The organism is Xanthomonas nasturtii (assembly GCF_001660815.1).
In the GTDB taxonomy this organism is placed as follows: domain Bacteria; phylum Pseudomonadota; class Gammaproteobacteria; order Xanthomonadales; family Xanthomonadaceae; genus Xanthomonas; species Xanthomonas nasturtii.
Genome location: NZ_LYMI01000008.1, coordinates 1 through 22833, shown reverse-complemented (window position 1 = coordinate 22833; position 22833 = coordinate 1). Strand labels below are relative to the sequence as shown.

Annotated in this window: 19 protein-coding genes; 4 read left to right on the top strand and 15 right to left on the bottom strand. The window is 64.4% G+C overall.

Translation table 11 applies throughout. The features are described 5' to 3' along the window. Nucleotides 1-369: 369 nt before the first annotated feature. Nucleotides 370-2181: an EAL domain-containing protein gene (locus A7D16_RS03875; protein WP_064630017.1), complete on the top strand. Its 1812-nt coding sequence runs from the start codon at nt 370-372 to the stop codon at nt 2179-2181. Between the two features lie 133 nt (nt 2182-2314). On the opposite strand, the gene A7D16_RS03870 is transcribed toward A7D16_RS03875, so the two are convergent. From A7D16_RS03870 to A7D16_RS03820, 11 genes are all read right to left on the bottom strand, one after another. Further along, nucleotides 2315-3013 carry a DUF1349 domain-containing protein gene (locus tag A7D16_RS03870; protein ID WP_064630015.1) on the bottom strand — a complete coding sequence of 233 codons (699 nt, stop codon included), beginning with the start codon at nt 3011-3013 and terminating at the stop codon, nt 2315-2317. Nucleotides 3014-3256: 243 nt separating this feature from the next. Beyond that, nucleotides 3257-4177 (bottom strand): M14 family metallopeptidase, encoded by a 921-nt coding sequence (locus A7D16_RS03865; protein WP_064630013.1) that lies wholly within the window; start codon nt 4175-4177, stop codon nt 3257-3259. A 236-nt stretch (nt 4178-4413) separates the two neighbouring features. Beyond that, nucleotides 4414-4923: a ferritin-like domain-containing protein gene (locus tag A7D16_RS03860; RefSeq protein ID WP_064630011.1), complete on the bottom strand. Its 510-nt coding sequence runs from the start codon at nt 4921-4923 to the stop codon at nt 4414-4416. 725 nt (nt 4924-5648) lie between these two features. After that, nucleotides 5649-5906 carry a KGG domain-containing protein gene (locus A7D16_RS03855; RefSeq protein WP_064630009.1) on the bottom strand — a complete coding sequence of 86 codons (258 nt, stop codon included), beginning with the start codon at nt 5904-5906 and terminating at the stop codon, nt 5649-5651. Between the two features lie 596 nt (nt 5907-6502). Then, on the bottom strand, nt 6503-7249 hold the full coding sequence (gene cobA / locus A7D16_RS03850) for a uroporphyrinogen-III C-methyltransferase (RefSeq protein WP_193395435.1): 747 nt from the start codon (nt 7247-7249) through the stop codon (nt 6503-6505). Between the two features lie 81 nt (nt 7250-7330). Beyond that, on the bottom strand, nt 7331-10114 hold the full coding sequence (locus A7D16_RS03845; RefSeq protein ID WP_064630005.1) for a nitrate reductase: 2784 nt from the start codon (nt 10112-10114) through the stop codon (nt 7331-7333). Continuing rightward, nucleotides 10111-10479 carry a nitrite reductase small subunit NirD gene (gene nirD / locus A7D16_RS03840; protein ID WP_082925718.1) on the bottom strand — a complete coding sequence of 123 codons (369 nt, stop codon included), beginning with the start codon at nt 10477-10479 and terminating at the stop codon, nt 10111-10113. The genes A7D16_RS03845 and nirD overlap by 4 nt, the downstream gene beginning before the upstream one ends. Next, complete coding sequence (gene nirB, locus A7D16_RS03835; RefSeq protein ID WP_239686943.1) at nt 10476-12893, bottom strand: nitrite reductase large subunit NirB; 2418 nt, start codon at nt 12891-12893, stop codon at nt 10476-10478. The genes nirD and nirB overlap by 4 nt, the downstream gene beginning before the upstream one ends. 58 nt (nt 12894-12951) lie before the next feature. Beyond that, nucleotides 12952-14121, bottom strand: coding sequence for a nitrate/nitrite transporter (locus tag A7D16_RS03830; protein ID WP_193395434.1), 1170 nt, complete (start codon nt 14119-14121; stop codon nt 12952-12954). A gap of 1105 nt (nt 14122-15226) precedes the next feature. Then, nucleotides 15227-16324: a CmpA/NrtA family ABC transporter substrate-binding protein gene (locus tag A7D16_RS03825; protein ID WP_064630001.1), complete on the bottom strand. Its 1098-nt coding sequence runs from the start codon at nt 16322-16324 to the stop codon at nt 15227-15229. A 4-nt stretch (nt 16325-16328) separates the two neighbouring features. After that, complete coding sequence (locus tag A7D16_RS03820; RefSeq protein WP_064629999.1) at nt 16329-16901, bottom strand: ANTAR domain-containing response regulator; 573 nt, start codon at nt 16899-16901, stop codon at nt 16329-16331. Between the two features lie 82 nt (nt 16902-16983). Here A7D16_RS03820 and A7D16_RS03815 point away from each other — a divergent pair, with 82 nt between their 5' ends. Continuing rightward, a complete protein-coding gene (locus A7D16_RS03815; protein ID WP_064629998.1) occupies nt 16984-17979 on the top strand; it encodes an NAD(P)-dependent oxidoreductase in 996 nt (331 codons plus the stop codon). A gap of 142 nt (nt 17980-18121) precedes the next feature. Here A7D16_RS03815 and A7D16_RS03810 read toward each other — a convergent pair whose 3' ends face one another. The 3 genes from A7D16_RS03810 to A7D16_RS03800 are packed head-to-tail and all read right to left on the bottom strand — an operon-like array spanning nt 18122 to nt 20349. Next, on the bottom strand, nt 18122-18484 hold the full coding sequence (locus tag A7D16_RS03810) for a hypothetical protein (RefSeq protein ID WP_064629996.1): 363 nt from the start codon (nt 18482-18484) through the stop codon (nt 18122-18124). After that, nucleotides 18468-19037: a molybdenum cofactor guanylyltransferase gene (mobA, locus tag A7D16_RS03805; protein WP_064629994.1), complete on the bottom strand. Its 570-nt coding sequence runs from the start codon at nt 19035-19037 to the stop codon at nt 18468-18470. The genes A7D16_RS03810 and mobA overlap by 17 nt, the downstream gene beginning before the upstream one ends. A 37-nt stretch (nt 19038-19074) precedes the next feature. Next, complete coding sequence (locus A7D16_RS03800; RefSeq protein ID WP_193395433.1) at nt 19075-20349, bottom strand: molybdopterin molybdotransferase MoeA; 1275 nt, start codon at nt 20347-20349, stop codon at nt 19075-19077. 108 nt (nt 20350-20457) lie between these two features. On the opposite strand from A7D16_RS03800, the gene A7D16_RS23450 reads away from it, so the two are divergent. After that, on the top strand, nt 20458-20628 hold the full coding sequence (locus A7D16_RS23450; RefSeq protein WP_161945016.1) for a hypothetical protein: 171 nt from the start codon (nt 20458-20460) through the stop codon (nt 20626-20628). A 54-nt stretch (nt 20629-20682) separates the two neighbouring features. On the opposite strand, the gene xth is transcribed toward A7D16_RS23450, so the two are convergent. Continuing rightward, entirely contained in the window at nt 20683-21669 is a 987-nt protein-coding gene (xth, locus tag A7D16_RS03795; protein ID WP_064629992.1) for an exodeoxyribonuclease III, read from the bottom strand. Nucleotides 21670-21820: 151 nt separating this feature from the next. Here xth and A7D16_RS03790 point away from each other — a divergent pair, with 151 nt between their 5' ends. Continuing rightward, nucleotides 21821-22591 (top strand): OBAP family protein, encoded by a 771-nt coding sequence (locus A7D16_RS03790; RefSeq protein ID WP_064629991.1) that lies wholly within the window; start codon nt 21821-21823, stop codon nt 22589-22591. Nucleotides 22592-22833: the final 242 nt, after the last annotated feature.

The window sequence follows — 22833 nt, the reverse complement described above, 5'->3', positions numbered from 1 at the left end:
TTCAGCATTAAAACCACTACCCACATCGACACCGGCCGGCAGGGTGCGGTATTTGTATGTCGCAAGCGCAACAGCGCGATTTATTGTCGGGACCGCTAGTGCCGCGCACGTGTTGTAAGGGCGACTAGCAAAACATCGCGAGCAGTCTTCAGGCGGGTGCGGACAGCACCGGGGGAACCGGCTTGGAGAACCGGACTGGAGAAGGAGTGACATAAAGATTCCGAGTGCCGGGTGCACCCGCATCGTGGTGAGCGCAATAGTTTTGTTAGCCGCTCTAGATAAACGTCGCGGCTACCAAGCAGCGCGCACGCGGTGCAGGTCTCGTCACCTATCGATGACTTCGGTTTGTTTCTAGTAGCGGTGCAGTGTGTGATCTTCGACCCGGACCCTGATGACATGACGCTTGCCCTGGACCACAAACCGCAAGATCGCCACTTCGACTGGTCGGGCGTGCCGATCGATCTTGGTGGTATGGAGCCGCTGGAGCAGATTGCGCGGCTGCTCTGCCACGCGCTGGTGGCGCCGGCTGCTGCGTTGACGATCACCGAAGGCGGCCGCCTGCGTGTACTGGCCGCGCGCGGCATCAGCAGCAGTCATGTCGAGCAGGCAATTGCGTTGTGCCAACAAGTGCCGGCTGCGCTCAACGGCGTGGCTGAATTGATCGAACATGCTGCGCTGGCGCCGATCCAACTCGGCGACGCCGCCTTTCCCGGCCTACCGGCGCGCTTCATCGCTTGCGTGCCGGTGGGTGCGCCGCAAACCGGTATTGGCGGCATGTTGTGCGTGATCGACACCCGCGAGCGCCGGTTGGCAAGCCAGGAGCACCAGCAACTGCTGATGTTCGCCAATGTGGCGGCGGCGCAGCTTGAACTGCAGTTCGGTGCAGGCAGGCGCGAACCGCATAGCGGGCTGCTGAACGCGCGGCAGCTGCAATCGGATCTGGACGCCCTCGCCTTCGGCAGCCATTGCGTGCCCACCATTGCCGCGTTTATTGAGGTCTACGACACCCAGGCCGCCAACGAAGCGCGGCAGGCGCTGGGCATGCAGCCGCTGGAAGAATTGATTCGCCATGCCAGCTACGTGCTGACGCGTGCATTGCGCGGCAAGGCCACCGTGTACCACGTGGCCTCGATGCGCTTTGCGTTTTTTCTGCTCAATTCCGCACCGGATGAAATGGAAGACCTGCTACTGGATCTGCGCGACATGCTGCACAAGCCGGTGGACGCCGCCGGCGTGCCGATGTCGCTGACATTTCATGCCGGTGTGGTGCGCTTTGCGCCGCAGCAGCCGGACACCAACGATGTGATGCGCAAGGGCCTGGTGGCGCTGGGCGATGCCATCAACAATCACGCCATCGTGTGCTGGTACAACGCCTCGCATGACGATGCGATCCAGCGCTCTTACCGGCTGGCACTGGATGCCGAGCAAGCATTGGAGGCTGGCGATTTTCGCCTGGTCTACCAGCCACGCATCGACCTTCAGGACCTCTCGGTCATCGGCTTCGAGGCGCTGTTGCGTTGGCATCACGCAAGTCTCGGCCCGATCGGCCCGGACGAGTTCATCCCGCTGTTCGAAAAGACCGCCCTGATGTGCACGGTCACCAACTGGGTGATCGAAAACGCGCTGCTGCAGCTGGCGCAGTGGCGCGCGCAGGGGCTGGATTTTTCCATCTCCATCAACCTGTCGTCGCGCGATTTCGGCAACATCAATCTTGCTGCGGATGTGATCAACCGCTGCAGGGATCTGGCGATTCCCACCACACGTATCGAGCTGGAAATCACCGAAGGCCGCTGGCTGCGCAGCAATGTCGAGGCAGTACCGCGGCTGCGCGCATTGCGCGACGCGGGCGTGAGCGTGGCCATCGACGATTTCGGCACCGGCTACAGCAATTTCGGTTACCTCACCGAGTTGCCGGTCAATGTGCTCAAGCTGGACCGCTCGCTGGTGACCGGCATCGCCACCAAGGCCGGCATGCAGGTGCGTGCCGAAGCGGTGGTACGCCTGGCCAACGCACTTGGGTACCGCACCGTCGCCGAAGGCATCGAGCATGCCGACGAAATCGCCTTGTTGCGTAGCTGGGGATGCGACGAAGCGCAGGGCTACTTGCTCTGCAAACCGATGGAGGCGCAGCTGGTGGCCGCTTATGTCCAGGCGACCTCAGCGCTGCAGCGTCTGTTCTGAGCGAGAGCGGCGGTGCCGGTCGTTGAACACGCTGCACCGCGCCAGCGTGTCGGCATGCTGGCGCGGCCCACCGCTGGGATGTCCTGGCTATCTGTCACTCGACAGCGAGCGCGCACGGCGCCGGCCAGATCGCTCAACTGAGATCGTGCAGGTCTTTGCCGAGTGGCGCAGTCAGCGCCCAGTCCGAGAAACGCACTTTCAACCCGGCGCGTTCCGGCGTACAGCACATCGGCCCGACCAGACACTCGCGTGCCACCGGGAACGGGCACAGCCTGACCAGCGGCCAGCTGCGGCCGTCGGCAGAGACCTGCAAGCGCAGCACGCCATCGGCAACCGTTGCGCGGATCCAAAAATCCTTGTGGTCTGCTTCGTACGGGCCCGTGGCCCAGTCCGAGACCGGGTTGGTCAGCACACTGCTGAGCATCGCCCGCCCGTCGCTGAGTTCGATCCCGGCCTTGACCCAGTGTTGCTCGTCCACACGCACCATGATGCCGGCCTGGTCGTACAGCGCTTCGTACTGGGCGCGCACACGCAGCTGCGCGGTGAAGCGTGGGCCAGCGTTGATGCCGAGAAAATGCCCACTGTCGCGGATGAAGCCGTAGTGCGTCTTGCGCCAGAAATCGGTTGCCTGATCGGTAACCACATCCAGCGTATCGCCCTCGACATGCAGCGTCTTCGGCCGGTTGAGCCAGGTGCCGCCGTGCCAGCCGCTGTCCTGCGTCATCGCTTTCTCCTGTTTGGCGTGTTGTGCGAACGCGCGCCCACTGAGCGCCATCCCGGCCATGCTACCGATCACCCGCCTGCGTATGCCATTGACTGCATCATCGTGCATCGACCGCGCTCCTGCGATTCATGGCTGCAGTAGTGTAGGCGTTGCACCTGCAAGCTTGCATGCATGCCGGCATGCGTTGATGGACATCCGCCCGCTCACGCACTGACTCACTGCCGAGCTTGATGGCATGCGCACCGCTAGCGATCAAGCGCGCGCCAAGAGACTCAGGCCGGGCGCGTGGCGAGGTGCCACGTGCACTGGACACTGCGCAGCACTGGTTCACTACTTCCACGCGCCCTGCCCTCAACCGTGCGCCAAGGCATAGTCGATTGCCGCGCAAATTGCCGCTACCTGCGCGGCATTGCATTGTTCCGGAGTGGCACTTGGACTGTCCGGGTAGACCTCGGTGGTGGTGCGGTACCGCGCATCGGTGACACCGGCGCACAAGCCCAAGCGCCGCACCGGGTAGTTGATGACGCCATGGCCCACCACCGGTGCGCCGATGAGCTGCCCGTCCGCGTCGGCGGGCGCGATATGCGTCACCTGCGCCACCGCCGCGATCACCGCCTGCTGGAAGGCCGGTTGCGGGTCTTCGCTATCGCCGACCAGATAAAATCCATCGGGAATGCGGCCCGAAACAAACGCCGCACCGTCGCGTGCCGCCAGGGCGGGGCGAAACTCGCTCTCATCGCTATCGGTGGTTTCGTGCAGATCGATGTGCAGCAGCATCCGGCCCGTGGTTGCAGCCACCAGCCGCATCAGCGCGGCCGACTCTTCGGCAGGGCTGTTGGTGCGGAACGCACGGTTTGGATCCACTGCCGCGGCATTCCAGCGCTGAATGCGCTCGTAGCCCCATGGGTTGATGCACGGTGCGACCAGCAGGTTGCATCTGCCGGCATCGTCGGCGGCACGCTGTTGCAGGAACTGCAGCGCGCCTTGTACGCCGCTGGTTTCGTAACCGTGCACGCCGCCGGTCACCAGCACGCACGGCAGGCTTTCATTCCAAGGCGCGCTACGCAGCGCGAGCAGCGGGTAATCGGTTGGTGTGTGGTCGATGGCTCCGTAGTGCACACGCTGATAGCGCGCATCCAAGGCCTCGATTTGCTGCACGACATCGTCGGCATAGCTGCGCTGCTGCAACTGGCGCGCGCGCCAGGCGCTGCGCTCCGGCTCGCCCCAGGGTTGCCCGGGCGTGCCGATCGGATAGGTTGCGTTGGTCGTCATTGCGGAACCCAGTGCCAGGAAAGCCTCAAGGGTAAGCGCACTGCGCGCAGAAACAAAAAGCCCCGCAAAGCGGGGCCGGTATAACGTGCCTGAGAGCGGCCGACAGAACGTGGCAAGCAATTGCGGCAGCGTGCAGGAGCGTGCATTGCACGAATGGTACATGCCGATTCAAGCACCGCCCGCGCGTGTCTGGTGACTGCGCAGTCGTTCTGTTGGCCGCTCCAAGGCGGTGGTGGTCACTTCTTCGCAGTGACACCCGGGGTGGCGTCGCGCACCAGGAACTCTTCGGTCAGCTCCGGCAGATGGGCCAGCAGCCAGTCGGCCATGGCCTGCTCCTGCGGCAATATCTGCTCGCACACGCGCTGCGTCTCGACATCGCCCACCGTCCTGGCGGCACCCAGCAAGGCGGTGTAAGTCGCGATCTCCAGGTTCTCGAACACATAGCTGGCCATCGCACCCTTGACGATTTCGTCGGAGGTGGTCATGCCCCCCATGGCCTGGCCGAACGCAGCCATCTTGCCCATGGTGTCCTTGATGACCGACGGCGAGCCACCCAGCCGTTCGATACACGATTCGACCAGACGCTGTTGACCTAGAGTCTCCTCCAGATGCTGCTCGATGCGTGCCTTGAGCTGCGGGTAATGCTCGATGCGCGCGGCCTGGGCCTTGAGCATCTGCTCTGCCTGCTGCTCCATCGCGTGTGCGTCGCGCAACCAGTCCATCAAATTTTCTTGGGGTTCTGCCATGCCGGTTCTCCTGTGTGTCTGCAATGCATCCAGCCTGCAAGGCCATGCATGAAAGACGCGGCTGTTTTAGGTGAATGAGGCGTGCGTCGTCTACACGACATTGACACTTCCGGCCTTCCGACCCGGTGGCAAATGCGTGAGCGGCACGTTCTGCAAACGAGTGAACAGGCACCGGCAGCGTGTGCCAATGCGGCGTAGCGGAGTCTCGGACAGCGCGTGATGGATCGGTCATCCACAGGCCACATGAAGATGCAGCGGCTACTGTGATCTTTCGTGATCCGCAACGCGCATGGCGCGCGTCGCATCTTTCGCCTTCACGTCAGAGGTCGGGGTGCATCGAGGCGCCGCAGCGATTGCGGACGCGTCACGCAACGGCGGCCCGGTGCAACGGATCCGGGCAGCCGGCAATTCTGCAGCCGTGCGAAGCGGTCTTGCGAGAACAGTGAAATTTTTCCCTGCAATCGATGTCGGTCTTCAAGCAGGCTGCAAAAATTTCCTGCTTGCGCTTGATGCGTTGCACAGCAAGCACACATTCATCGTCCAAGTACTCACCCTGCTCCGTTCGGGAGGACCGACCGCAATGACCTGCAATCGATTGCGTCGCGCAGCGTGTCAGTCTCGGGTGCGTTTACGCCTAAAAAACAGGGGCGCCACGCTGCAATCGCGTTGCGCCCCTTGGCCACGGTCGCCAGGATCGGCACGCCTGAGGCGTACCGACGACTGGATTACGCGGATTCTTCCTGCGGCTTGGCCTGCTTGGAACGCCCACCCTTGCTGCCGATCCGCGACATGTGATCGCGGTCGCGGCTCACGGCCTGGCCGCCCTTGCGACCCGCTTCGCGTGCTTCGTCGCTGGTAAATTCGTGCGCATTGCCGCTGGCATGTGCAGCTTTGCCGCCGCTGCTTGCCAGCACACGACGCTTTTCCGGATCCAATGCGGCAAAGCCGCGCCGGCTACGAGTACTGTTCTGTGCGTCTTCCACTGTGCCTCCTCTCGATGCTTCGGTTACGCCTGGGTAATAGGCTTACCGCAACATTCGTGCCAACCCGGAAAGGCGTGCGCCGTGGTGCAGTGCAACTGGATGCAGGAAAAAACGGCTGCGCTCGCTGTGCAAATCTTGCACACCTTCACTGCACCGGATGCGCGGCACCACCTCTTGAATGGGTAGCGCTACCAAGCGTCGTCGGTGGTGCGGGTCGTGTAAGCAACCGAAGCGCGGCGAGGTGAGCCTGCAGACGCAATGGCCGTGAATCGTCGCCACAGCACCTGACCTTTCCCGACCATCCGCACCGTTGCCGACCACCGCGGCGATCGGTTAGCCCTACGGAAAACACCCCCAGGCTCGCCTTGAAGGCTGCCGCAAGTCCGTCGAGGAGTTGGGCATGCCCCTGATCACCGGCATCGGGCGCCAGACCGTTGCCGGGCGCCTGCCGTGCCAGGCCCATCGCCACGCGCGCGGCGTTGACCCCGGCAAACCGCTCGGCCTCTCGCCGTGGACGCGGTCAAACAGCGCCGTCGCGGATCGCTGGCCGTCCGTACCTCAGCTGTTTTACTGCTGCACAGGTTGCTCTGCCACTTTCAACCCACCGCCTGCTCTACCACCGCAGCATGGCGGTCGTCGCATGCAGCAGCGGCCTCGGACAAGGCGTCTCCCACCAACAACAAGGTCGGCAGACCCGGCAACAGTGCACTGGCTGTCATCCCGAGTTCGCCCAGGGTGGTGAGGCGACGTTGCTGCTCCGGTCGCGTTGCCGCCTGTACGATGGCGGCCGGCGTGCTGGCCGGCAAATGCGCGAGCAATGCGCGGGCCAGGGCATCTGCGCGGCGCAGCCCCATGTAGATGCCCAGCGTGGTTCCGCTGGCCGCCAGCGCGCCCCAGTTCGGCTCGCCATGGTCGCGCGTGTGCGCAGTGACGAAGGTGATGCCATGGCAGTGGCTGCGATGGGTCAGCGACACTTCCAGCGCCGCCGCCGCCGCGAATGCCGCGCTCACGCCGTTGATCACCTGCACGCCGACACCTGCACGGCGCAGGAAGCCGATCTCTTCGCCAGCGCGGCCAAACAGCAGCGCATCGCCCCCTTTGACGCGCACCACGCGCAGGCCCTGCAATGCGTAGCGCCGCATCAACCGGCAGATGAACTCTTGCGGCGTGGAACGGCATCCACCGCGCTTGCCGACCCGGATCACGCGTGCCTGCGGTGCTAGTTCGACGATCTGCGAGTTGGCCAGATCGTCCAGCAGCAGCACCTGTGCCGACGCCAGCGCCTTCACCGCCTTGATGGTGAGCAATTCCAGATCGCCGGGGCCGGCGGACAACAACACCACATCACGCGCGCAGGAAAGTGTGACTGACATGAGGGATCTCGCAGTGTGTGGAGGGAAAGTGCGCTCAGGGAAAGGCTGCGCTCATGCAAGCCGTGTTTGCCGGCACAGCCGGGCGAGTTGCGGCACGCAGGAGCCGCACACGGTGCCGCAGCCCAGGCGTTGCTTGAGCTGCGCGACATCGGCGCCGTCGTCGATGGCGGCGTGAATCGCGGTGGCCGACACATGCATGCAGGTGCACACGATCGGGTCGCTGGGCGTGCTGCGGGTTTGCGCGAACACCGACAGCCGCGCACCGCGCCAGGGCCTGCCGGCAAGTGCGGTGGTGAGCAGCGATCGGTTGGCTTCGCTGGGCTGCGCGGCGCTGAGCAGAACGCCGTCGATGTAGTCATGGCCGTGTTGCGTGCGCCAGCCGACACGGCGCATCAGCCCGCGACGCAGATCGCGATATTCCAGCACGTCCGTACCGGCGGGCAGTTGCAACGCGGCAATCAGCCGATCGATCCATGCGGCCTCGGGCGCATGTTCGCAGGCTGCATGCAGCACCGCCCACTGCCCGCCCGCATCGCGGTTGGTAGCGTCCGGCGGCTCTGCATGCAGGCGCAGCGAGGCGTAACCGCAGTCGCGCAGCAACGGCTGCAACGCCTGCTGCAAGGCGATTGCATCGCCGCGCCGCGCCGCCAACAGATGCCAGCCGAACACGGCCTTTTCCACCCGCACGGCGGCGTGCTTGAGCTCGGGCTGGTGCGAGCGGGCATCCACTGCCGGCGTGCTGACCTCGTTGATACCGCCGCTGGACAGACTCTGCCCGCTCCAATGCATCGCCGCAAATACGGTGCCTGAGCGCAATTCGTCCGACAGTTCCAGCGGCAGCACCAACGCGCCGCGTTTGCTCGCAATCTGCATCAATTCACCGGCCACCAGCCCACGCCGCGCAGCATCGTCCGGGTGCATGCGCAGCGCCGGCTCGGGGCTGTGCGCGAATGCGGCCGCCACTCGACCGCTGCGCGACATGCCGTGCCATTGATCGCGCAGGCGACCAGTCAGCAACCGCATCGGAAATCGCGCGGAAGTGGCTTCGGCCACCTTGCGATACGGCGTGACGTGGAAGCGCGCACGTCCGTTGCCATGTGCGAACACACCATCGGTGTAACGCCGCGCCTGCCCTTGCGTGCCACCCGCCGGAAACGGCCATTGCTGCGGCCCGTGATCCAGCAGTGCGTAATCCAGGCCGCCGATATCCAGATCGCGCCCAACCGTAAGGGCGCGATGCTCGTCGAAAATCTGCGCTGTGGTGTCGAAGGCGAACAAGCCCTGCCCGCTCGCTGGGGCCAGGCGCGCTTCCAGACGACGCGCCACTTCGTTGGCAATCCACCAATCCGCACGTGCCTGCCCGGGCGGCTCGACAGCCTTGCGCACGCGGGTGATGCGCCGCTCGGAGTTGGTCACCGTGCCGTCCTTCTCGCCCCAGCTGGCGGCCGGCAACAGCACATCGGCATACGGCACGGTGTCGGTGCCGGAAAACGCATCCTGCACGATCACCAGTTCGGCCTGTTCCAGCGCGGCGCGGATGCCGGCAACCTCCGGCATCGAATGCACGGGGTTGGTGCACACGATCCACACTGCCTTGAGCGTGCCTGCACGCAGGCGCTCGAACAATTGCACGGCCGGTGTCCCGGCAATGGGCGAAATGCGTCCCGCCGGCACGCCCCACAACCGTTCCAGTTCGGCGCGGTCGTCGGCATTGCCGATCTCGCGATGCGCCGCCAGCATCGTCGCCATGCCGCCCACCTCGCGCCCACCCATCGCATTGGGCTGGCCGGTCAGCGAAAACGGGCCCGCGCCCGGCTTGCCGATCTGGCCGGTGGCCAGATGCAGGTTGATCAACGCCAGGTTCTTGTCGGTGCCATGCGCGGACTGATTCAAGCCCATGCAGTACAGCGACAAGGCTGCAGGGCTGCGCCCGAACCACTCGGCCGCCTGCACCAGGTCCTCATGCGAGATGCCGCAGATCTCGGCGCTCATGCGCGGGGTGTACTCGCGCAGCATCTGCTTGAGGGCATCGAACGCTTCGGTATGCGCCGCAACAAAATGCGCATCCACCAGACCCTCCCAGATCAGGTGATGCAGCATGCCGTTGAACAATGCGACGTCGGTACCGGGTTCGATGGCTAGGTGCAGATCGGCCATGGCCGCGGTGTCGGTGCGCCGCGGATCGATCACGATCCAACGGATGTCGGGGTTGCGTGCACGCGCCTCTTCCAGCCGGCGGAACAGCACCGGATGCGCATACGCCATGTTGCTGCCGGCAAACAGCACGGTGTGCGCCAACTCCAGATCTTCGTAACAGGTGGGTGGGCCGTCGGCGCCCAAGGCGAGCTTGTAGCCGGTGACCGCGCTGGACATGCACAGGCGCGAGTTGGTGTCGATGTTGTTGGTGCCGATCAGGCCTTTGGCGAGCTTGTTGAACACGTAATAGTCTTCGGTCAACAACTGGCCGGAGAGATAGAACGCCACCGCATCGGGGCCGTGTTCTTCGATGATCGCCGCCAGCTTGCGGCTCACGTGGCTGAGCGCCTGATCCCAGCTCACCGCCGCACGCTGCGCCTGCCGATGCCGGCGCAGCTCCGGCGCAAGAACGCGCCCCTGCGTGCTTGCGACGGTCTGCGGCAACGCCAGACCCTTGCTGCACAGACGGCCGTAATTTGCAGGATGCAGCGGGTCGCCTTCGATGCCGACGATGCGTTCGCCATCGACATCGTGCGTGCTGTGAATCAGCACGCCGCAACCCACACCGCAATAACAGCAGGTCGAGCGCGTGATGCGATGCATCGGCCCTGCCGTCGGTGGCTGAAGGCCTTCGCTCATGTTGCCGGCTCGGTCACGGCATCGTCCTGCTCTACCGGCTGCAGTACGATCCACACCGCATCGGCTTCCACCTTCACCGGGTAGCGCGGCGCGCAGCCTACATCCGGCGCATACGCCTGCCCGCTCTGCAGCGCAATTGCCCAGCCATGCAACGGGCAGGTCACGGTGTCGCCAGCCACTATCCCTTGCGACAACGGCCCGCCCTTGTGCGGGCACCGGTCGCGCAGCGCGAATACCTGGTCGCTGGCGGTACGGAACAGCGCAATCGGGGCAATGCCCTCGATCTCCAGCACGCGCGCGCCCAGCGTCGGCAGTTCCTGCAGGGCGCATACACGCACCCAGGCGTTTGGCTTGTGCATGCTCATTCCTCCACCGTGGCGGCCGGCGCGGCGATGCGCAGCGGTTGGTATTCCTGCCGGCGCTCGCCGGCAATGCGCGCCTTCCATGGGTCGACCAGACCTTCCAGCGAGTACAGCAGCCGCTCGTACAGCGCACGCCGGTTTGCGGCGTCGTCCACCACCTGCGCACGGATGTAATCCAGACCCACGCGTGCGATGTAGTGCACCGTGCGATCCAGGTAATAGGCCTGCTCGCGATACAACTGCAAAAACGCGCCGGTGTATTCGCGCACTTCGTCGGCGGTGGCCACCTTGACCAGGAAACGCGCCACCTCGGTCTTGATGCCGCCGTTGCCGCCGACATGCAGCTCCCAGCCCGAATCCACCGCGATGATGCCTACGTCCTTGATGCCGGATTCGGCGCAATTGCGCGGGCAGCCGGAGACCGCCAGCTTCACCTTGTGCGGGCTCCACATATTGGCCAGCATGGTTTCCAGATCGATGCCCATCTGCGTGCTGTTCTGCGTGCCGAAGCGGCAGAATTCGCTGCCCACACAGGTCTTCACCGTGCGGATCGACTTGCCGTAGGCGTGGCCCGACGGCATGCCCAGATCGCGCCACACATCCACCAGGTCTTCTTTCTTGACCCCGAGCAGATCGATGCGCTGGCCGCCGGTCACCTTGACCATCGGCACCGCATACTTGTCGGCAACATCGGCAATACGGCGCAACTCGCCGGCATTGGTCACCCCGCCCTTCATCTGCGGAATCACCGAAAACGTGCCGTCTTTTTGGATATTGGCGTGGGCGCGCTCGTTGATGAAGCGCGATTGCGGGTCGTCGATGGCTTCATGCGGCCAGGTCGACAACATGTAGTAGTTGATCGCCGGCCGGCAGGTGGCGCAGCCGTTGGGGGTACGCCATTCCATAAAGGCGTAGGCCTGCGCATGGGTGAGCAGCTTGTGTTCGCGGATGGCGCGCCGCACCTCGCCATGGCTCAGGTCGGTGCATGCGCACACTGCCTTGGTTTTGGAGGTTTCCTGAAAGTTGGAGCCCAGGCAATTCATCAGGATCTGTTCGACCAAGCCGGTGCACGAGCCGCACGAACTGGCCGCCTTGGTGTGCTTCTTCACCTCGTCGACGGTGAACAGGCCTTGCTCGCTGATCGCTTTGACGATGGTGCCCTTGCACACGCCATTGCAACCGCACACTTCGTCGCTCTCGGACATCGCACTGGCGCGGTCCTGGCCGCCGGTGCCGGAGTCGCCCAGCGCGCTTTCGCCGAAGATCAGTTGATCGCGCTGCGCCTGGATCGGCGTGCCGTCCTTGAGCAACTTGAAGTACCAGCCCCCATCACTGGTGTCGCCATACAGGCACGCACCGACCAGCACGTCGTCGCGGATCACCAGTTTCTTGTAGACGCCGCCGGCCGGGTCGGACAGCACAATCTCTTCGCAGCCATCGCCGCCCATGAAGTCGCCGGCAGAAAACAGGTCGATCCCGGTGACCTTGAGCTTGGTCGAGGCGACCGAGCCGCGATAAATGCCGATGCCGAACTGCGCCAGATGGTTCGCGCACACCTTGGCCTGTTCGAACAACGGCGCCACCAGGCCGTAGGCAATGCCGCGATGATTTGCGCACTCGCCCACCGCGTACACCCGCGGGTCGAAACTCTGCAGGCTGTCGTTGACCACGATGCCGCGCGAGCAATGGATGCCGGCTTCTTCGGCCAGGCGTGTATTGGGGCGGATGCCGGCGGCCATCACCACCAGGTCGGCTGGAATCTCGCTGCCATCGGCAAACTTCACCCCGATCACTTCGCCCTGCGCATTGCCCAGCAGCGCGCTGGTGGCGGTACTCAGCTTGAAGTGCAGCCCACGCGCACGCAGTGCCTGCTGCAGCAGGTTGCCGGCCACCGGGTCGAGCTGGCGTTCCAGCAGCCAGCCGGCCAGGTGCACCACCGTCACCTCCATCCCGCGCAGTTTCAGCCCATTGGCTGCTTCCAGACCCAGCAGGCCGCCACCGATCACCACCGCATGCTGCTTGATCCGCGCGGTGTCGATCATGGTGCGCGTGTCCTGAATATCGCGATATCCGATCACACCTTTCAGGTCGTTGCCCGGAATCGGCAGCACGAACGGCAGCGAGCCGGTGGCGATCAACAGGCGGTCGTATTCGGCTTCGGTGCCATCGGCGGCAATCACGCGGCGGCGCACGCGATCGATGCGCGTGACTTGCTTGTTCAAATGCAGGTGGATGCCGTTGTCCTGATACCACTGCAACGGGTTGAGCACGATGTCGTCGAACTCCTGCTCGCCGGCCAACACCGGCGAGAGCAGGATGCGGTTGTAATTGGGATGCGGCTCGGCGCCGAACACGGTGATGCGGTACATGCCCGGCATCAGCTTGAGCAGTTCCTCCACGGTGCGGATGCCGGCCATGCCGTTGCCGATGACGACGAGTCTGGGTTGCTTCATTGCCTGGATTCCTGTCGACATGTCAGACGCGGGCCGCGCCGGCGGTGGACCATTCGCTACGCCACTGCGTTTTGACGCCGGCCAGCAGCGCCCAGCCACCGAGTGCGAAAGCAGCGAAAACCCACATGCCGATCGCGTAGCTGCCGGTGTGTTGTTTGAGCACGCCCAGCCCTGCGGCAAGCGCAAAACCACCGATACCGCCAGCCATGCCGATCAGGCCGGTCATCACCCCGATGTCCTGTGCAAATCGCTGCGGCACCAGCTGAAACACAGCGCCATTGCCGGCACCCAGGCACAGCAAGGTCAGCACGAACAACGCCAGCGTCACCATCGCGCCGCCAGCGCCGAAGCCGGCGATGCCTACCAGCGCAGCAACCAACAGATACACCGTGAGCAAGGCGCGGGTACCGCCAACACGGTCTGCGATGACGCCGCCCAATGGCCGCATCACCGAGCCCGCCAATACGCAAGCGGCAGTGGCCCAACCGGCCGTACGCGCATCGAAGCCGAACTGGTCATGGAAATACCCAGGCAATGCGCTGGCAAACCCGGAAAAGCCACCGAAGGTCACCGAATAGAAAAACATGAAACGCCAGGCATCGCGGTTGCCCACCAGCACACGGCCGTAATCCGACCACTGCTTGCGTGCGACTGCGGCGGGCGCTTCCCTGGCGATCAGCACGAACACGACCAAGGTGAGCACCAACGGGATGCACGCCAACCCGAACACGTTCTGGTAGCCAAATGCCAACGCCAGCATCGGTGCGAACAAGGCAGCCAACACCGTGCCGGAATTTCCCGCACCTGCAATGCCCATCGCAGTGCCCTGATGCTCGGGTGGATACCAGCGCGAGGCCAGTGGCAGCGCCACTGCAAACGAAGCACCGGCAATGCCGAGCAACACACCCAGCAGCAACACCTGCCCCATGCTGTGCACACCGAGTTGCCATGCACCGAACAACGAGGCAATCACCGCCAGCTGTGCCGCTACGCCTGCCCGCTTGGCGCCGATGCGGTCGGCCAGCATACCCAGCACCAAGCGCAACAACGCGCCGCACAAGATCGGCACGGCCACCATCAAGGCACGCTGTTGCGTATCCAGCCCCAGCGATTGCGCGATCGGCACCTGCAGCGGACCAAGCAGGTACCACACCATGAAGCTCAGGTCGAAATACAGGAAAGATGCGAACAACGTGGGCGTGTGCCCTGATCGCCAGAACGAGCGCTGCATAGAGACCTCTTCGAGTGCGATGGCCAAAAAAAACGGCGCCCCTCCGGTAAACCGGAAGGACGCCGTTGTCCTGGATGCCTGCGGGTCGCCGTTGATCCGCTGCATCGTCTGCATGTTGTTGCAGGTACGCCGTTGCACCTGCACGAGAGGTCTACGCAATCAGCGTGCCAAGTTTTTCACCAGCGCCTCACCGCGCGCAAGTGTTTGATCTGTATTTGATTATTAGTTGGTTCCTGAGATTTTGCAATGTCGTCTATAGCAGCTGGCGCGGCTTAGCATTCCCGGCTTTCGTGCAGCGACGCACCAACAACGTGCATGAGTCAACGGCGCGGCATTTGGCACTTCCAAAAACAAGCTATCCATCCGTTATTGCTCTTGTGGCTCAATCGCACGCTTATCTGTGAGGATCAAAGGCTTGATCGAAACACCGAATCAGTCTCGCAGCGTCGAGTGCGCGGTGCCCTCACCGCTCGCGGGACACGCCGTTAACCCATCCATGGGGGCTCGGTGGCGGCATCCATGCCGCCAACGGTCCCGCGAGCGGTAAGGACACCGCACCAGACAGTTGGCTGGTGATTTATTAAAGAAAATAGGGCGCCGCGCCAGACCATTACTAGGTGCTTGTTGAAAACTCTACGCAACGACCATCGTGACTGGTCCTTGCCCGCTCACCGTCGCGGGACCTTGAGCGGCATGGATGCCGCGCCAGAGCCTCCAGGGACGGATTCACGGCGTGTCCTGCGATGGTGGGCGGGCAAGGGCCCTGCAGCAAAGGTGCAGCGTCGAGGGCGCGGTGCCCTCATTGAAGAACGAAATCATCGGGTCAGACAGTTTGCCGGCTGTCTTATTGAAAGCTATGCGCAACGACCATCGTGAATGGTCCTTGCCCGCTCACCGTCGCGGGACCTTGAGCAGCATGGATGCCGCGCCGGAGCTACAGGGACGTACCTGCAGCGTGTCCTGCGATGGTGGGCGGGCAAGGGCCCTGCAGAAAACGCGCAGACGCGCCGCTCCAAGTCTGACTTGTCTCAATCTCTGACCACGACAGCAGAGAGCACCCCGTTGGTCAATCGCCCTCAGGCGCATCGAACAACCGATGGCTGCGATGATCGCTATCCGGCACCGCAACACCTACACGTGCGGCAGCGCGGCGATAGTTGTCGAGCCGATGGATGTCGTGGAGCCGCGCGATGTCGTTGTCTTCAATGGTATGCCAGCCCCAGCGCTGGAACTGGCTCAGGAACCACTCCCCGTCCGAGAGCCAGGGCATGTTCACGGTACCGCCGCGATGGAACGCCAGCGCAGTCGCGTCGTCCGCAATGGTATTGGCACCCGCATTAGCCTCGCCCTCAGCAACAGCGGCAAGACACGCCGCCAGATGCGCCGCCGACACCCCGATATGCTGCGGCTCGGCCAGCCACTGCGCACACTGCGCGCGGTTGGCCGGCGCGGCGTCCAGCCAGCGGCAGGCCTCCAGCACGCAGGCCGTCAAGCGCTCGCTCAACTCCGGCTGCAGTGCAGCGAATTCGCGTCGGCATGCCAGCACTTTTTCCGGATGGCCGGGCCACAACTCACCGCTGCGGATCACCCGCCGGCCGCTGCCGTGCGCTTCGGCCACAGCTGCCCACGGCTCGCCGGAACAATAGCCGTCGACCAATCCGCTAGTCAGCGCCTCCGGCATCTGCGGCGGCGGAATACTGAGCACATCCACATCGCGCATCGGGTCCACCCCGCCTGCGGCCAACCAGTAATACAGCCACAGCGCATGCGTGCCAGTGGGAAAGGTCTGCGCGAACACCGCGCGACGCCCGAGCCCGGCCAGTGCCTGCGGCAGCGTGCGGCCGGCTGCCAACACCTGCGCCAGCGCAGGTGCCAGCGTGATCGCCTGGCCGTTGTGATTGAGCGTCATCAGCAAGGCCATTGGGCACTGCGGCCCGGCAATGCCCAGATCGATCGCATACACCAGGCTGGCCAGGGCATGCGCTGCCTCTACTTCGCCCGCGAGCAGACGGTCGCGCACACCGGCCCAGGAGGCCTGCCGCTGCAAGTCCAGCTGCAGGCCGTGCGCACGGTCCAGGCCCAGGCGCTGCGCTGCGACCAACGGCGCGCAGTCGATCAACGGCATGTAGGCAACGCGCAACACGGGTAGTTCGGCTTGGCTCATAGATTCACCCCAACAAATCGGCCATGGCCACGATGCGGCGCGCCACTTCGACCAGCTTGACGCCCTGTTTCATCGCCTGCTGGCGTAACGCCGCATAGGCATCGGCCTCGCTCAGGCCGCGTTTTTCCATCAGCAAGCCCTTGGCGCGGTCGATCTGCTTACGGTCCTGCAGCGCCTGCTGCACATCGTCCAGGCGCTTGCGCATGCTGCTTTCCTGGGCAAAACGGGCCAGTGCCACCTGCACGATCGGCGCCAGCCGCGCCGGTGCCAGGCCATCCACCACATACGCGGTGACGCCTGCGCCGACCGCGGCGTGGATCAACGCATCGTCGCCATCGCCGGAAAACATCACCACCGGCCGCGGTGCATGCGCATGCAGCATCGACAACTGCTCCAGGGTGTCGCGCGAAGGCGAATCCACATCGATCACCACCACATCCGGCTGCTGGCTCTGCACCGCATGCAGCAGCGCGCCGACCGATGCCACATCGTCAAGCACCGTGTAGCCGGCGCGCGTCAGCGCCTGGCGCAGTTGGCCGATCGGCTTTTCGGTATCGTTGACCAGCAAAACACGCATTGGCGGCAGCGAGGCGTGGACGTGGCCTGATGGTGCCATGCAACATGCATTCGGTGCGAGCCATCTTTTCGGAGTGTGTCTGATGCCGTTGTTCCCGTTGTTCGCCAATCTGCAGGGGCGTGCCGTCCTGGTCATCGGTGGCGGCGAAGTCGCCACGCGCAAGGTGCTGGCCCTGCTCAAGGCCCAGGCGCATATCCGCCTGTATGCCCATGCGCTTTCGCCCGAACTTGCGGTGCTGATGCAGGCCGGCCGCTTCGAGCAACTGGGTGGCGCGTTCGACCCGGCATGGATCGACGATGTGTGGCTGGTGGTGGCCGCCACCGACGACACCGACTTGAATCAGCGCGTGGCCGCCGCCGCAGGTGCGCGGCAACGGCTGGTCAATGTGGTGGACGATGCCGAGTTGTCGACGTACCAGGTGCCCGCCATCGTGGACCGCGACCCGCTGATCATCGCCATCTCCTCGGCCGGTGCCGCGCCGATGCTGGCGCGCCGTCTGCGCGAGCGGCTTGAGCGCGAACTGGATGCCTCGGTTGGCCGCTTTGCCGGGCTGTTCGCACGCTACCGTGAGCGTATCCGCAGCCAGTTTCCGGACATGAACCGGCGCCGCCGCTGGTTCGACCGCGTCATCGATGGCAACGTGCCGTTGTTGCTGCAGGCCGGCAATGACCAAGCGGCCGAGGCCGCGTTCAGTGCCGCGCTCGACGATGCCGGCGCCATCCCGGCGCGTGGCAGCGTGCAACTGGTGGGCACCGGCCCCGGCGATCCGGGCCTGCTGACCTTGAAAGCCCTGCGCGCGATGAATCTGGCCGACGTGCTGCTGATCGACGAAGGCATTCCCGATGCAGTCCTCGAGCTTGCGCGCCGCGACGCCTTGCGCCGTGCATTGCCACAGGCAGCCGACGCGCAACAACAGCTAATCGTGGAACTGGCCAGCGACGGCCTGCACGTGGTCGCCCTGCACAGCGGCGCAGGTTACGACAGCGCAGCTGCAGATGCGATCGACGCAGCGCTGCGCGCACGCGGACTGGCTTGCGACCGGGTGCCTGGTATTTCCGCTGCCAACGAGCGCGGTTGACCGCTGCGTGTTCATCGGCGCCGAGCCAATGACCACGTCGCAAACTCCCGCAGCCGATTCGCAAGATTTAGTGACGCTGGCAACATTGCGCAGCTGGATCACCGCAACATCAGCAGCCGTGCTCTGCTATCCGGATGCAACATCACTCTTTCGGAAATCGCTTGCGCGCACTGTCGCGCACATCGATATCGAAGGTTACGTGCAGCGCCATGGTTTCGGCGTGCCCGGCACCCGCATCGAAAGTGAAGCGCAAGCCGTCGCGGCTGGGCAGTTGCCGCGCATGCTCTTCGAGCGCGCCGCGCGGCACCAGCAACTGCCAGTGGTCGGTGGCGCAATTGCATGCCGCGTGGCCACCGGTGAGGCTCACGCTATGCCGCACCAGCCGCGCGCCCTGCCCGCTCGGCAACCGGCTCGCATTGTCGACCGTGCGCCCGGCCAGTAGTTCGGCCAGTTCGGCTTCATCGATACGGAACCGCAACTGCTGGCCTTCAATCTGGATTCTCATGAATCAGCGCACTCCACTGTTCGGGCGTATTGCAATTGACGAACGCGGCACGTTCGCTGGCGGTGACAGCCACGCGATGGCACTGCAGTGAACGCTGCAAGGCGCGCAGCGAGCGTGACGATGCAGCACCGGCCATCAGCATGCTCAGCGCCTCACGCACGCCCGCGTCGATGCGCAGGCACATCGGCAGCATCTGGTCCTCGAAGGCCACACAACGGTGCTGCGAGGGCGCTACGAGCTTGCTCAGCAACGCGGCCGACAATAGCGGCATATCCACCGGAACCACCACCAGCGTGATCGCATCGGGCACGCGCGCGAGCACGCTCGCAAGGCCGCCGAGCGGGCCCAGGTCGGGCTGGGCATCGGCAATCCCGGCGTAATCAGGCCGGTTGCCGCTGACCAGGACCTGCTGCGCCCCCGCCTTACGCAGCAGCGCCTGCATCTGTTCCAGCAACGGGCGCCCATGCCATGGCAGCAGCGCCTTGTCCTGCCCCATGCGCGACGAACGGCCGCCGGCCAGCACCACCCCCGTCCACGGCTGCACCGGCGTCATGCGGCAACTCGAAATTGCAGGTCACGCACCGGCATGTTCATGGCGCGATGGCCGGCGCGGCCGGTTGCAGATGGCCCAAGCCGAACACTTCCGCGTGTGTGCCCGGCGCGGCGCCTTCGTCCTGCGGGTCCAGTACCGCCCAGACATTGGCCTGCAGCAACGGCGCCACCCGAAAGGATTCCTGCTGCGGCAGGATCTGCACCGACAGCATGCCGGCTGCACTGCACAGCAGGCGTGCGCGCAGATGCTGGCGCCAGATCGGCCGCGCATGCAGCGGCGTTTCCAATGCCACATGCAGCCCGCGCTCGGCAGGCATACCCAACAGACCACGCAGTGCCGGCTCCACGAAAAAACGCAGCCCGGCCGCACTGGCCATCGGGTTGCCCGGAAGCCCGACATACAACACGCCATCGGCAAAGCGTGCCAGCAACACCGGCTTGCCCGGCCGCACCGCGACCTTGTGAAACACCACCTCGGCAGCGTGGCGTGCCAGCGCATCAGGGATGAAGTCGTAACGACCACGCGAGACCGCGCCGGTGCTCAGGATGAGATCGGCACCGGCGTCGCGCGCCTGCGCCAGCGCCGCATCGAATGCAGCATCGTCATCGCCCACCCGCCCCCGCCACACCACGTCGGCACCGGCAGCGCGCAACTGACTGAGCAGATAACTGCTGCTGCCATCGCGAATCTGGCCAGGCTGCAGGGGAAGTGATGCGTCGCCGATCAACTCGCGCCCGGTCGCGATCAAGGCCACGCGCGGCTGCCGCACCACCTGCACGCGCGCGCAGCCCAGCCCCGCCAGCAGCATCAAATGCGCGCCGCGCAGCACGGTGCCGGCGTCGATCACGCTGTCGTGCAGGCGCACGTCTTCGCCGCGGCGCCGGATGTGCTGGCCTGCACGCACCGCATGACGCAGGCGGATGCGGCTAGGGCGCTCGCCGTCGTGTTCGAGAACCTGCACCTGCTCGATCGGCACCACCGCATCGGCGCCCACTGGCACTCCGGCACCAGTCATGATCTCCCAGGCCGCACCTGTCGCGGCCGCACCGGCATCCTGACCCGCTGCAACCGTGCCGCTCACCACATGCTCGCTGTCTGCCGGCGCGCCAGCACCGGCGGTTGCCAGCGCAAATCCATCCATCGCGCTGTTGTCGAAGGGCGGCAGTTCGGCCGGGCTCGACCACGGGGCGGCCAGCACCCGGCCTTCGGCATCGGCGCTCGCCACCCACTCGCTGGTGAGCGTTGCGACGTGCGTGTGTATCAGCGCGAGTGCTTCGGCATAGCTGATCATGTGCAGGAAAGTGCCGATCAAAGGATGACCTGGCTAGGATACCGGCCTCTGGCGTAGCAGGTACAGGCGCTGCCAAGGCGACATGCGGCGTTGCATGAGTCAAGCCCGCCTCGCGCCCGCACACACCGCTTGAAGCTGCTCGAACAGCCTGTAGACAGGACGCGCCGCAAGGTTGCAGGCCATTTTCGGCAACTGCAACGCATGCGATTCGTCGACTACGCGGGCTGGTTCGCTAGCATTATCCGAGCGGCGGCCGCGCCCGCATGGCGCTACGTGCAGCCGTTCTGCCAGCCGATCTAAAGCGCGCGGCGTAAATGGGCGGCGTGGATGGCACCAGCTGTACGCGTGAGATCATCAGTGTTTCTTGTTCGCCGGCACGCGCGGCGTTGCCGATGCAGTTGTCGCCGTCTTGGCAACAGCCTTCCTGGCGGCCTTCTTTGGCGTGGGAGTCGCCCCGCCCGATGGCTTACGTACCGATGGCTTCTTCGCCGCTGCAGGCTGGCGCACCTTTTCAACAGGCTCGGCGTCCACCACGGCATCAACCGATGCATCCGGCACGCGCACGCTGATCCACGTCGGCGCATGATCGCTCGCCTTCTCAAGCGCACGCACCCACTTGTCCACGCCGGCATCCTGCAAGCCGGCTGCCAGGGTGCGATTGAGCAGCAGATGGTCGATGCGCAACCCACGGTCGCGCGCGAAGTGCTGGCGGAAGTAATCCCAGAAGGTGTAGATCGGCGCATCGCCGTGCACTGCCAACAAACTGTCGGTCCAGCCCTGCGCCAGCAGCCGCTGATAGGCTTCACGGCTCTCCGGCTGCAGCAAAGCATCCTTGCGCCAGCCCTTGGGGTCGTAGATATCCGCATCGGTAGGCACCACATTGAAGTCGCCAATCAGCGCGACCGGATGTGGCAGGTCCACCAGGGTTTTCGCATGTCGGATGAGGCGTTCGAACCACGACAGCTTGTAGTCGAACTTCGGGCCAGGCTGCGGGTTGCCGTTGGGCAGGTACAGGCACGCCACCACCACGCCATGAATCGCAGCTTCCAGATAGCGGCTCTGCGTATCGCTGGGGTCCCATGGCAGGCCACGGCGGATCTCCACCGGCTCGGCGCCACGTGCGAGCAAGGCAACGCCATTCCAGGCGCGCTGGCCTTGCCAGATCACACCGTAACCCACGTCACGAATGGCCTGCTCCGGAAATGCGTCTTGTGCTGCTTTCAATTCCTGCAAGCCCACGATGTCCGGTTGCTCGCGTTTGAGCCATTCGAGCAGATGCGGCAAGCGGCTGGCGATCCCGTTGACGTTGTACGCAGCGATCTTGCGTGTAGTGGTTGCCATGGCGTGCCGGCGGATGCTCGCGTCCTCAAACGCGCAGCATGGCGGCCACATCATTAACCCGATGCTCAAGCGAGGTGAAGCTGCGCCGTCTTGCCCAGCCAGCGCTCACGCCCTGCCCACCACCGACGCTCTTAGCTTGAGCACACCGACAGTGACCTGGATTACCATGCGACATTCTGCATTCTTCATCGGCCTTGCCCTGTGTGCCAGCTGTTCGCGCAGCCCGCCCTCGGTAACCCCACCTGGCGCACCGGAAAGCGCCAAGACCAATGTGCTGGAAGCCGGGGCAAAAGTGCTGCAGCCCAGCGGCCCGGTCGGCAAGCTCGACATCTATCTGGTGGGCTTCCATCCAATGAAGGACGCGCCCGACCAACAGATGGAAGCGCATCACTATTGCCAGCAGGTCAATGAAGATCTCGCGCAATGCGCGCTCTACGATGGCAACACCGAGCGCGCCAACCTCACCGGTATCGAGTACATCATTTCGGCGACGTTGTTTGCGCAGTTGCCGGAACAGGAGCGCAGCTTCTGGCACCCGCACAACGGCGAGATTCTCTCCGGCCAGCTGTCGGCTCCCAATCTGCCGCAGGTCGCAGAGAAGGAATTGATGCGCAGCAAGATCAATAGTTACGGCAAGACCTGGCACACCTGGCATTCGCGCAAGGGCACCGCGCCTGGCGATGCCTTGCCGCTAGGCGAGCCGATGCTGGCATGGTCGTTCAATCGCGATGGCGAGTTGCAGCAGCCGTTGATGGATCAGCGCGATCAAGCAGTGTCGGTCTCCACGGCCGAACGCCGCGCCAACCGTCAGGACCTTACACCGCTAGCGAAGCCCCAGCACGGGGTGGATGCGTTGCACGGCCATTTTACCGACGCAAAAGCCATCCCCGGTGTGGTCGACGCGGACGCGGCTGGTCAGTGACAGGGCAGCAAGAAGAACCCTGCTGCACATGCAGCAGGGCGACTGATCGCTCCACGTATCACGCACGCGTGAGCTAGGGATGGTCTGATCAACGGCGTCGGAGGATGATCTATAGCCTGTTAACACTAATGATCTGAGCGGTTAAACTATTGCGCATGGAAATCACACCCGCACAATTTTCTCTCATCGAACAGTGTCTGCCGAGGCAGCGCGGCAATGTCGGCATGACCAACCTGCAAGTG